The 12287-nt window shown below is 49.4% G+C and carries 7 protein-coding genes; 4 read left to right on the plus strand and 3 right to left on the minus strand.

Annotation, left to right across the window (positions count from 1 at the left end):
• The 4 genes from QVO99_RS08515 to QVO99_RS08530 all read left to right on the plus strand — a co-directional run.
• Window positions 1-1301 (plus strand): TonB-dependent receptor domain-containing protein (locus tag QVO99_RS08515; protein ID WP_288177089.1); only part of this gene is annotated, 1301 nt, incomplete at its 5' end.
• A 169-nt stretch (window positions 1302-1470) separates the two neighbouring features.
• Window positions 1471-3180, plus strand: coding sequence for a starch-binding outer membrane lipoprotein SusD (gene susD / locus QVO99_RS08520; RefSeq protein WP_022317186.1), 1710 nt, complete (start codon window positions 1471-1473; stop codon window positions 3178-3180).
• A gap of 54 nt (window positions 3181-3234) precedes the next feature.
• Window positions 3235-4422 carry a SusF/SusE family outer membrane protein gene (locus QVO99_RS08525; protein ID WP_022317187.1) on the plus strand — a complete coding sequence of 396 codons (1188 nt, stop codon included), beginning with the start codon at window positions 3235-3237 and terminating at the stop codon, window positions 4420-4422.
• A 142-nt stretch (window positions 4423-4564) separates the two neighbouring features.
• Window positions 4565-6022 (plus strand): Outer membrane protein SusF domain-containing protein, encoded by a 1458-nt coding sequence (locus QVO99_RS08530; RefSeq protein ID WP_022317188.1) that lies wholly within the window; start codon window positions 4565-4567, stop codon window positions 6020-6022.
• Between the two features lie 208 nt (window positions 6023-6230).
• Here the strand turns inward: QVO99_RS08530 and QVO99_RS08535 are convergent, their stop codons facing one another.
• The 3 genes from QVO99_RS08535 to pepT all read right to left on the minus strand — a co-directional run bounded on the left by QVO99_RS08535 (window position 6231) and on the right by pepT (window position 11948).
• Window positions 6231-7178 carry a DMT family transporter gene (locus QVO99_RS08535; RefSeq protein ID WP_022317189.1) on the minus strand — a complete coding sequence of 316 codons (948 nt, stop codon included), beginning with the start codon at window positions 7176-7178 and terminating at the stop codon, window positions 6231-6233.
• Window positions 7179-7799: 621 nt separating this feature from the next.
• Entirely contained in the window at window positions 7800-10172 is a 2373-nt protein-coding gene (locus QVO99_RS08540; RefSeq protein ID WP_022317191.1) for a cation:proton antiporter domain-containing protein, read from the minus strand.
• A 552-nt stretch (window positions 10173-10724) separates the two neighbouring features.
• On the minus strand, window positions 10725-11948 hold the full coding sequence (gene pepT / locus QVO99_RS08545) for a peptidase T (RefSeq protein WP_022317192.1): 1224 nt from the start codon (window positions 11946-11948) through the stop codon (window positions 10725-10727).
• Between the last annotated feature and the right edge of the window lie 339 nt (window positions 11949-12287).

Genomic DNA, 12287 nt, shown 5'->3' on the forward strand with positions numbered 1-12287 from the left:
TGAACTACAACTTCCTCGACCGCTACCTCATTACCGCAACGTTCCGTGCCGATGGTTCTTCACGCTTCGCAAAGGGCAAGAAATGGGGATACTTCCCATCAGCTGCCGTAGCATGGAAGATCAGCAGTGAGCCGTTCATGAAGAATGCCACATGGCTCAACGACTTGAAGCTACGTTTCGACTGGGGTAAGACAGGTCAGCAGAACGGTATCGACGACTTCGTATACGCTCCTGTATACGTGACGAGCGACCAGTTCGCACAGTATCCTTTCGGAAACGACTACTATTACACCATGCGTCCTAACAAGTATAACTCAGACCTTACTTGGGAGAAGACAGAGACATGGAACGTTGGTTTGGACTTCGCGGCTCTCAACAACCGATTCACATTCACTCTCGACGGATATATCCGTAACACCAAAGACCTTCTGGCTAATGTTTCAACAAATGCCGGAGTGACACTCGGTGACGAACTTTTGCAGAATGTAGGTTCGCTGCGCAACTACGGACTTGAACTCTCATTCGATGTGAAACCAGTGGTAACAAAAGACTTCACATGGGATCTTACCTACAATGTGGGTTGGAACAAGAACAAGATAACATCCCTCAGAGCAGGAGACAGTGACTGGGTTTGGGTCAACAGCACAAAGGTTGCCCGTGGTAACAACAACAGGTTGCAGCGCAACAAGGTGGGTTATCCTATCAACTCATTCTTCGTTTATCAGCAGGTTTACGACGAGAACGGCAAACCTATCGAGGGCGTTTACGTAGACCGCGACGGTAACGGTTCTATCGACGATGGCGACCGCTACTACTATAAGAGTCCGGCAGCTGACGTGATAATGGGTCTCACATCCAAGTTCCTTTACAAGAGATGGGACCTCAGCTTCTCGCTCAGAGCATCTCTCGGCAACTATGTATATTATCACAATCTTGCTAACTGTGCTATAGTTTGTGAACAGGGTCTGAAGAGACAGGCTGGAGCCTTCCAGAATGTGCTCAGCGATGCCGTATCACTCGGATTCACAGGACAGACAGTTGCCATGAACAGCATCAGCGACTACTTCATCCGCAATGCTTCCTTCCTGAAGTGTTCTAACATCACACTTGGATACTCATTCCCTGCACTCCTCAAGTATGCGGGAGAGGATTATTTCTCTGGCCGTGTATACTTCACTGTGCAGAATCCATTTATCATCACCAAGTATAAGGGACTCGATCCTGAGGTTGCAAATGGTGTAGATACCGATCCGTATCCACGTCCAATCAGCTTCCAGCTCGGTGTTAACTTTAATTTTTAAGTAGACAAGTAGACAAGATACAAGTAGACAAGATGCTGGAAAACCAACATTCTCCCTCAAAAGGGAAGGACTGGAAATTACTAAGCATCATATAGCAGAGGAAGGTAAATTTCCTTGTCAACTCGTCTGCTTGTCTCCTCGTCAACTAACAAAATAAACAACTACAATTATGAAACATATAATTTTAAAGAGTGCGGCTTTGGCTTTCCTGACATTAGGGACAATGTCATGTGCCGACGACTTGAATATATCACCAATAGATCCACAGACTTCATCATCGTATGATGTGAAGCAGCTCCTTGCCAAGCAATATGCCTCATTAGGACTCACCGGTCAGAAGGGTCCTGACGGTAACGGTGACATGAGTGGTGATGAGGGTGAGAGCGGTTTCTACCGCACGGTGTTCAACCTCAACGAACTCAACACCGACGAGATCATATGGGCATGGCAGGACAATGAAGACATGGCACCGATTACAAACATGGCATGGACATCAGCTTCTCCACGTGTGAACTGGTGCTACCAGCGCCTTGCCTATGATGTCACGCTTCACAACCAGTTTATCTCTGAGCAGACAGGCAAACTTCCTGACGACGAGATTGCAGAGATTCGTTTCCTGCGTGCTCTCAACTACTTCGAGTTCCTCGACCTCTTCCGTAGAGCACCGTTCAAACTCGAGTTCAACGGAGAACTGCCTGACGAGAAGGTAGGCATCGACCTCTACAACTGGATTGACCAGGAGCTGACAGCCATAGAGCCAATGATGAAAGAAGTGGGAGCATACTGCAACAGCAAAGACTTCGGCCGTGCCGACCGCGGTGCAGCCTACGCTCTGCATGCCCGTCTCGCACTCAACGCCATGGTATACACCGACGGACAGGTGAACGACTACCAGAAGGCAAAGGACTATTGCGACAAGATCATCTCGGCAAACGTCTACGAACTCGCCAAGGAGCCAAAGAACGGATACACCGGTTATCAGCAGCTCTTCATGGCTGACAACGACGAGAATCCGGAGGCTATGAAGGAGATTATCCTCCCTATCCGCCAGGATGGAGCAAAGGCACGTAGTCATGGTGGTTCCACAATGCTTATCAACGGAACACGCTGCAGCGGAATGCCTTACTACTATCAGTCAAACCCATGGCAGTGTATCTTTGCACGCAAAGACATGGTTGGCAAGTTCATTCCAAGCCTCGACGTGGTGAATGCCGACAACGACGCTTGCAGTAAGTCATACGACAAATATCTGAAGGACAACAACCTCGACGCATCCAAACTCACAGAGGCAGACATCCTGAAGATGGACGAGGCACTCGGTGCAAGCACTAAGGAGATGGTCCGCAAGGCTGGTGACGACCGTGCACTTCTCTACGGAGGATTCGCAGGTGGTGTGCGCCGCCTGTCGCCAGACAAGACAATCAAGAACTTCTTCGACGGACTCTCTATCGTGAAATGGTCTAACGTGCGTACCGACGGTGCTGCCGCTCATGGAGACAACTTCTGTGATACAGACATTCCTCTCTTCCGTCTTGGCGAAATCTACCTCACACGTGCTGAGGCTCTCTATCGTCTCGGCGACAAGCAAGGTGCGCTGAAGGATATCCAGAAGCTGCAGGATCGTGCCCACAGAATAAACATCGCACAGTCTGTCGACCTCAACTACATCCTCGACGAGTGGTGTCGTGAGTTCTATCTCGAAGGACGCCGCCGCAGCGACCTCGTTCGTTTCGGTCTCTTCACCAGCAGCCAGTATGTATGGAGCTTCAAGGGCGGTCAGGAAAATGGAGTAGGTGTTGATTCACATTACAACGTTTATCCAGTACCAGCCAACGAGATAGCCGGTAACGCCAACTTGCATCAGAACCCTGGTTATTAATCAGGGGGAGAGAGAATAGAAAACATGTTTTATAATCATAAAAGAAAACGTATCATGAAATATATAAATAAAATAATGATGCTTCCGTTGCTCGTCCTGCCGTTCTTGTTCGCATCCTGCGACAAAGACGACGACTGCAACCCTACGCTCGATTTGAGCCATGTGGCAGAGGGCTTCGTTCTCAACACACCGGCTTACGCTGGCAACACATACGACCTCGCCAATTCTGACGGAGTGGAGCTGACATGCACCCAGCCTAACTATGGCGACGGAGTGCCATACGTAGTGCGCTATTTCGTACAGGTATCCATCGACCCTACATTCGCTGAAGGAAACAAGGATGCCAAGTTCAAGGAGCTGTCCACTTCTTTCACAACTGCAAAGATGGCAGCCAACGCCGTGGAGATGAACAACGCATTGGTAGACCTCTATCAGGAGGCTAACCCAGATGCCGACGTTCCTTCTTCAATGCCTGTTTATATCAGACTGCGTGCCATCATCGACGGATCGATGATAGAGAATCTCGGTGAGACATATTCTAATGTCATCACTCTCTCTTCTGTACGTGCCGAATATCAGGCACCTGACGTTGAATATCCTGCTTGTCTCTATGTCGTTGGCTCTTCTATCCAGGACGCTTGGAAAAGCTGGAAACAGGTGGCTCCGGTATATGGTATGGAAGGACAGTATTACACTATGGTCTACGTACCGGATGGTGGTTCATTCAAGTGGGGCACTTTCGTGGAAGACTGGCGCGGATTCGGAAAGATCACCATCGACGACCAGGCTGAAGCAGGCGTTTCAGGCAACGACGACGACAATATCGTGCTTGCAAAGGGCGGATGGTATGTTCTGCACTTCGATGGTGTTATGTCTTCTGACAAGAAGAGCATCAACTACACTCTGCACATCTATCCTGGCAAGGCTTACGTAATTGGTGCAGCCTTCGGAAATTGGGGCGAGGCAAACGATGCTCTCGCTATGCAGGCTCCTGCCGACAATTCAGGCGAATGGGTATCTCCTGCTTGTACAGCCAGCGGAGAGCTTCGTGCTTACATCCGCATCCCTGGACTGGAGTGGTGGCGCACAGAGTTCACTCTCTACAACGGCAGCCTGTTCTTCCGCAAGGACAACATCGTTGACAACTGGGCTACAAACGTAGGCGATGATTATTCAGTGAAATGCTCTGCTGGTCAGAAGCTCTATGTCAACTTCGACAAGAACACCGGTGAGATGAAATAAGGTGGAATTGCCGGATCTTTATAAGACTTGAAAATCTTATATATCCGACATGTTTGATAAACTTATAATCAGAAAGAGAGTGGATGGGACTCTTTCGCTTGAGTCCTGTCTCTCTCCTTCAAACGACAAAAAACAAACAACAATGAAAAAGACATTATTATATAGCTTGGCAGCTTTGGTGGGACTCTCCTTCGCAAGCTGCAACGGCGACTATGACGACTGGACCAATCCTCAGGGATTTGGACAGGAGAACGCCATCACCATTCCTGGTTTCACAGCGACAGCTGCCGGCGACGTCAACCTTGCCAACCCTGGTGAGAACGTGAAGGTTTTCAACCTCTCTGAGGCTGCTCTGCCAGAGGGAACAGAGCTCAACAAGACCCGCATGATAATCACTCCTACTGATGAGGCTGCAACATACGACCTGCCACAGATTCTGGAGGCAAACAACGATGGTACAGTGGACAGCACGGCATTGCAGACCGCTGTGGTGAAGGCTTACGGAAAGCGTCCGGCAGCTCGTCCTTTCAAGGTTCACGTATATTCTGACGTGATGGCAAACGGACAGGCTCTGCTCGTGGATGCAGGAGAAATCAATATCAACGTGGCTCCAAAGGCTCCGTTCATCTCTAAGGCTTATTATCTTATCGGCGACTTCAACGACTGGACTACGGATGTGAACAAACTTGCCGGGTATAAGTTCTCTCGTTCTGACAAGGACGTTTATGAGGATCCTTTCTTCACATTCACCGTGACAACGACAAAGAACGACACGTACTGGAAGATTATCCCACAGGAGAATCTTGATGCCAACAACATCTGGCAGCAGGGTGTGGTCGGTACAGTCAAGGACGGTTCTACCGATGCCGAGGGTACTCTCGTTACTGATAACCCACAGGCCGGCAAGATTGCCGAGGCTGGCACATACGTCATTACGCTGAACATGATTGACTACAGCTACAGTGTGGTAAGAGCTGACTCTTATTATATGGTAGGCGGTGTGTATGGATGGAACGCAGAGTCTGCTTCTAAGGTTGCTTTCTACAACGAGAGCGGTTCTAAGGCTTCTATCACAACGCAGTGGACCGGCGACGCCAACCTGAAGATATGGAACCGTGCCGGCATCGGCAACTGGGATGTTGCATGGGGTAGCGTAACCGACGGAGAGAAAAACATGGAGGGTGCTCTCATTAACAGTGGCGCCAATGCTTTCGTTTGTCCTGAAAAGGGTGCTTACTACACGCTGACAATCGATATGGCGGCAAAGACCTATTCATGGACAAAGCTCGACAACCAGTCACCTGAAGCATTCAATACTGTCAGCCTTATCGGAGGCTTCAACGAATGGAAGGGTGATGTAGACATGGAGCAGACTGCACCACACAACTGGTATATCAACCACACCTTCTCTTCAGAGACAGAGTTGAAGTTCCGTTCTAACCACGAATGGACTATCAGCTGGGGTGGAAAGACTACTTCTCTCGCCGGTATGATATATACAGCAGAGGCCAATGGTGACAATATCGTTATTCCTGCCGGAACATACGACATCTACTTCAACGACATCACACATCAGTTCATGTTCGTGAAAGCGAACTGACATGATGTATCAAATGAAAATTCTCATGTTCTGATTTGTAAAAATCAATAAATGTTTATTTAGTTATCGTCAGGGCGGACAATGGTTTCAGCGGATTCCATTGTCCGCTTTTTAACCCAAATCGGTTATTAGGGCTTGCTTGGATTTTTCAGGATGGGTTGTCCTTTGGGAAGGTCAGGATGGGTTCTATGGTCATGATGGTTCCTGTTCAGCTCTTCCATCTCCATTTCTTCTTCACTTTATTGCCGATGCGCGAGAATACGTATGTGATATGCTGCGTAGGCAGGGATTTGCCCGTAACGATAAGAATCACGGCAGTCAGAATAAGCAGGATGCCGATGCCGAGACGCATGCTGAAAGCCTCGCCGAAGACGAATATGCCGATGCATACCGCCGTGATAGGTTCCAAGGCTCCCATCACCGCAGTAGGAGTAGAGCCGATGTCGTGTACGGCTACTACCATGAGCACCAGTGATATCACCGTAGGGAATACGGCGAGCACCAAGGCATACACCAGTTCGTGCATGGAGGTGAGCGGCTGCAGCCGAGCGTCGGGACCTACGAAGGAATAGCCGATGAGGATGAACGTGCCGATGAAGAGCACATAGAACGTGAGCTTGACCGACGACAGGCGCAGCGACGACTTGTTGACCACCACGATATACACGGCATAGGTGAGCGACGATATGATGACGAAGAGCACGCCGATGGTGGACAGTGTGGCTCCGTCGCCACCCTTGTATAGCAGACTGATGCCACTGAGGGCGAGGATGATGGAGACTACGGTGACTGCCGTGACACGCTCCTTGAAGAACACTGCCATTATCACTGCCACCATCACGGGATATACAAACAGGATGGTGGAGGCGATGCCGGCATCCATGAAATTGAAGCTGAAAAACAATGTCAGCGACGATGCCACCATCAGTGTGCCGAGCGTTGCCAACGTCTTTATCTCACGTAGCGTCACGGCAAACGACTTGCGCTGTGCCACCATCATCACTGCGAGAATCAGTGTGGCGAAGGCGTAACGATAGAAAATCACTGAGTTGGTGTTCAAACCGTCGGCATAAAGGTTCAGGGCACCAAGCGGGTTAGTGCCATAGCTGACAGCGGCGAGGATGCCGCAAATCGTACCTCTGATCTTTGGATTCATTTCTTGTTATTATTCTCTTTTATTGGTGTTTTAAAATAGAAAGGGTAAGATCTTGATGGGCTATATAGGACAGGATGGGCTGAAGTCAGCAGAATCTCATCTGCAAGGCAATCAAGGATTAAGAATTGGAATCCTCTTTAACCCAAATCGGTTATTAGGGCTTGCTTGGATTTTGTTATTTTAGAAGAGTGGATTTTGTTTGGCTTTTAATGAGTAATAGCGAGCTATTGCGAATTAAAAACAAGCAAAAGACACCTTATAAAAAACAAAAGACTGCAAGCAGTTATTAAAATTACACTTTAAACGTCCTAATGACCGATTTGGGTTTAATATCCCGGCAATCCCTAATGACCGATGGGGATAAACTAAAAATCCCGTTTCCGGCAAATGAAGCTAAGCTTGAGTTTTGCAGGAAACGGGATTTTCCGTATCTTGGGTTTATCTTTTCTGTCTGTGTCTTTCAGCTGACTTGCAGTATGAACTGTCATCTCGCAAATCAGAATGTTATAACAGGCAGTCTGTATCAGTTTTACTGCAAGTCACGATAACGTAGTCTTGCAGTCTGGATAACGTAGTCTTGCAGTCAGGACCTTGTTCTTAAGCCCTGATGGCCGTTTGGGCTTATGCCCATGGATTCTCCGTTGGGTAGGGGAGAGACTTAGGCTGGTTGTAAGCGATATCCTTGATGCCGAGATATTTGAATACCTCGAAGAGCGTCGTCTTAATGACCGATTTGGGTTTAATCCTGTTAGCCTTCTGCAGCCGTTCCAGGTCTTCCTTTTCACCTACCACCCAGATAGTGTCTTCATCAGCAAACTTATGGTCGGGAGTGAGCTGCGAGAGAGCCTCTTCGCCTTCCTCCATACCCACCACCATACAGTTGTATTCGTCGCGGATGCCACTCTCAGAGAGGGTCTTGCCGAAGAACTGCCCGTCCCGGCATATCACGAGCTGGCGCAGTTTCATCTCCCTCTTCTCTATGTCGGGATCTTCGGGGTGGAGGTCGCTTCGCAATGCCTTGCCGAAGGCAGTCAGCTGGTCGTCGTCGCCGATCACCTGCAGCTTGTCGCCCGGGAATATCAGGTTGTCGCCGTTGGGGATATTGATGCGTTGGGTGCCGCGCAGAATGCTGCTCACGTTCACTCCAAACCGCCCCCTCAGTTTCATGTCCGCCAGTGTCTTGCCAGCCCAGCGTGAATCCTCCGGCACGTCGAAGTCGGAGATATGAATGTCTCTGTCGAGCAGATGGCCCTCATAGAGCGGACGCTTGTGGCCGTAGACCTGTGCTTCGATGTCTTTCGACCGCAGGTTGCGTATGAACATCCTCTCCATCTCTATGCTTCTCCTCTTGAGTCTTCTCGACAGTACCATCAGTGTGACCATCGTAACGGCGATGACTATCATCAGCGCATGGGTGAAGCGGGTGAGATAGTTGCAGATATAGAATATGAAAGCCATGGCTATCATGAAGCGCACGATGATGGTGACGATGAGCGGAGCGTGGTTCATCCAGTTCTCTTGCCACAGCGCCTTGAACTCCTCGCTGTGGTTCTTCTTCATCACCATGGCTCTCAAGAACGGCGCTATCATGGCAATCGTCATCAGTCCGCATGTGGCGTTTGCCCACCAGTGGGGCAGTATCTGGCGGAGCGGGATAAGGGCGAAGGTGAACATCAGCGTTATCACCGCTACGGAGAGGATGGAATATACCAGAGTGATTCTGAACAGCTGTATCAGCAGTTTGCGCCAGTTGCCCTGTGGGGCAGAGGAGGGACGGCTGATGGCGAAGTCGTTGAGTATATGTATGATGTCCTTTGACAGATGCTTCTCCAGCTTGTTGTAGGTCGGTGTGGAGAGTCTTATCATATATGGCGTGAGGAATGTGGTGATGACACTCACCGCCACCACTACCGGATAGAGGAAATTGCCGATGACGCCGAGCGACAGTCCGAGCGAGGCAATGATGAACGAGAACTCACCGATCTGAGCCATGGAGAATCCGCACTGCATGGCAGACTTCAATGACTGTCCGCTGATGAGGAAACCGAAGGTGCCGAAGAGGGCCTGCCCGACGAGGATTGTCATCACGAGAACGAGAATCGGCACACTGTATTCCACGAGAATCTTCGGGTCGACGAGCATACCTACGGAGACGAAGAATATCGCTCCGAAGAGGTTCTTCACCGGTTCCACCAGCTTTATTATCTTCTCTGCCTCTATCGTCTCGGCAAGGATGGAACCCATGACGAACGCACCGAAGGCGCTGCTGAATCCTACCTGTGTAGACACCACTGCCATGGCGCAGCATAGACCGAGCGATATGATGAGCAGCGTCTCGCTGTTTATCAGTTTGCGCGACGAGCGCAGCAGCCACGGAATGGCGAATATGCCCACCACGAACCACAAGACGAGGAAGAACCCGATGCGCACCACGCTGCCCAGCATCTGTCCGCCGTCGAGGTTGGCTCCCGATGCCAATGCCGAGAGCATCACCATCATCACTATGGCGAGCATGTCTTCAAGGATGAGCACGCTCATCACCATGCCGGCAAAGCGCTGCTGCCGCAGTCCGAGGTCGTCGAACGCCTTGTATATGATAGTGGTGGAACTCATGGCGAGCATTCCGCCGAGGAATATGCAGTCCATGCGTCCCCATCCGAAGGCGTGTCCCACGGTGATGCCCAGCGCCATCATGCAGAACACGATGGCGCACGTGGCAATGATGGGCGACGAACCCATCTTGAGAATCTTCTTGAACGAGAAATCGAGTCCCAGCGAGAAGAGCAGGAACATCACTCCGATGTCTGCCCATGTGTGGATGTCGGCGATGTCAACCACCGACATGGTGTAGGGCATGTTGGGACTTACCAGAAAGCCGGCAACCACATATCCGAGGACAAGTGGCTGCTTCAGCCTCTTGAAAATAATAGTCACTATTCCCGCCACAACGAGAATAAGGGCAAGATCTTTTATAAGGTGTGGTAATTCGCTCATACTGTTTGCGTCATATCTGTATTTAATTCATAATATGGATTATGGCACAAAGGTACGAACTATAATCAGTATAAACAAAAATGTGGCAGAAGGAATTATCCGATTTGGTCTTTTGCAGCTTTTCTGTATCCTATCAAACCATACCATAGTATCACGAATTCACAGCACAATGGTATTTTTCAACAATAGTCATCAACCATCTACGTCACATATCCGTTATGTACATATAACGCTGTATTCTATGGATAAAACATATACTTGTATTCGTAAAGCATAGACTTGTAATCTCTAAAATACATACTTGTAATTCATAAAATATAGACCTCGGATTTCCCCCACGCCGTGGGGAACAGAACCCCCTAATGTGGGGATGTCTTCCCCCTGGTGTGAGGAAAATACGGGATGCCCAAAGGCATGATACTTCTATGATACTTTAATGATACTTTTCTGTAAAATATCCAGAAAAGTATCATCGGGTTAAGTCCTTAGCCTATAATGTTTTAGGGGCTTGGCGGCGGTCTGGAATGATACTATGATACTAATAAGGAAACTTTAGTCGTTGTATCCAGCGGTGAGCTCACAAATCTTCACCACTGTCTGCATAGCTTTCTCCATCACCTGGATGCTCACGAACTCGTATGGTCCGTGGAAGTTCACGCCGCCGGTGAAGATGTTAGGACAAGGCAGACCCTTGAACGAGAGTTGTGCTCCGTCGGTGCCGCCACGTATCGGCTGCACCTTTGGTGGCACGCCGCAAAGCTCCATTGCCTTCAACACGATGTCGATGACGTGCATGTTCGGGTCGATCTTCTCCTTCATGTTGTAATACTGGTCGTTAACGGCAATCTCCACCGTTCCCTCACCGTATTTCTCGTTCATCTTGTCTACTACAGAAACGATGAACTTCTTGCGGTCCTCAAACTTCTTGCGGTCGTGGTCGCGTATGATATACGACATCTTGGCGTGTTCGGTGTTGCTCTCTATGCCCAGCAGATGATAGAAGCCCTCGTAGCCCTCAGTGGTCTCCGGTCTCTCGTCGGCAGGCATCATGCCTGCGAGTTCAGTGGCGAGCATGCTGGCGTTCACCATCTTGCCTTTGGCGAATCCAGGGTGTACGCTGACTCCATTGATGTTTATCTTGGCAGCGGCAGCGTTGAAGTTCTCGTATTCCAAGTCGCCCAGGTCGCCGCCGTCGATGGTGTATGCCCACTGGCATCCGAATTTCTCCACGTTGAAGTGGTGGGCGCCCATTCCGATTTCCTCGTCCGGGTTGAAGCCCATGCGGATGTCGCCGTGCTTTATCTCGTCGTGGTCGCGCAGCCAGCACATGGCCTGCACGATTTCAGCAATACCGGCCTTGTCGTCGGCACCGAGCAGCGTGTGGCCGTCGGTCACGATGAGGTCCTCTCCTTTGTGGGCAAGCAGCTCAGGGAATTTCTTTGGTGATGACACGATACCCTCAGAGAGCACGATGTCGCCGCCGTCGTATGCCTTCACGATGCGTGGCTTCACGTCCTTGCCGCTGCAGTCAGGTGATGTGTCGTAGTGGCTGATGAATCCGATAGTAGGAATTTCCTTCTTGGTGTTCGCCTTGAGAGTGGCATAGATATATCCCTGCTCGTCCATCTCCACGTCGGCAAATCCTTCAGCCTTCAGTTCGTCGCGAAGATATTCGGCGAATATCAGTTGCTTACTGGTGCTTGGCACTGTCTGACTCTCTTCAGCCGACTGTGTGTCAAACTTCACATAGTTGAGAAATCTTTCTGTTATGTTCATATTAAAATAAGGTTTATTAAAGTATTCTGCTCAATATCGTAGCAAATTTATGAATGAATTTCGGAATAAACAAGAAAAAAGGGATAAATTGTGTTCATTCCGCTATCGCCGGTCCTGTTTACTAAATGTAAAATGCAGCGTATGTCGTTGATATATAAAGTGTTGCTTGAAAACGACATCTGTATGGCATAACGAACTATTTATCAAATGCCGGTCCAATTTGTCAATGGTGGTTACATTGTTTGGCAAGACAATGATACACCTCAATGGCTGATGTTATGTGAGAGAAGTCTCAGTGCTGATTTATATAGCTACCTGTTGGCGGAATTAATTTAGTGC

This window comes from Prevotella sp. CAG:592 (assembly GCF_000436015.1).
Taxonomy (GTDB): domain Bacteria; phylum Bacteroidota; class Bacteroidia; order Bacteroidales; family Bacteroidaceae; genus Prevotella; species Prevotella pectinovora.

Bases quoted from the DNA above. Each gene is read 5' to 3' on its own strand.
- susD (WP_022317186.1), top strand. From the start codon at position 1,471: ATGAAACATATAATTTTAAAGAGTGCGGCTTTGGCTTTCCTGACATTA.
- QVO99_RS08525 (WP_022317187.1), top strand. From the start codon at position 3,235: ATGAAATATATAAATAAAATAATGATGCTTCCGTTGCTCGTCCTGCCG.
- QVO99_RS08530 (WP_022317188.1), top strand. From the start codon at position 4,565: ATGAAAAAGACATTATTATATAGCTTGGCAGCTTTGGTGGGACTCTCC.
- QVO99_RS08535 (WP_022317189.1), bottom strand. From the start codon at position 7,178: ATGAATCCAAAGATCAGAGGTACGATTTGCGGCATCCTCGCCGCTGTC.
- QVO99_RS08540 (WP_022317191.1), bottom strand. From the start codon at position 10,172: ATGAGCGAATTACCACACCTTATAAAAGATCTTGCCCTTATTCTCGTT.
- pepT (WP_022317192.1), bottom strand. From the start codon at position 11,948: ATGAACATAACAGAAAGATTTCTCAACTATGTGAAGTTTGACACACAG.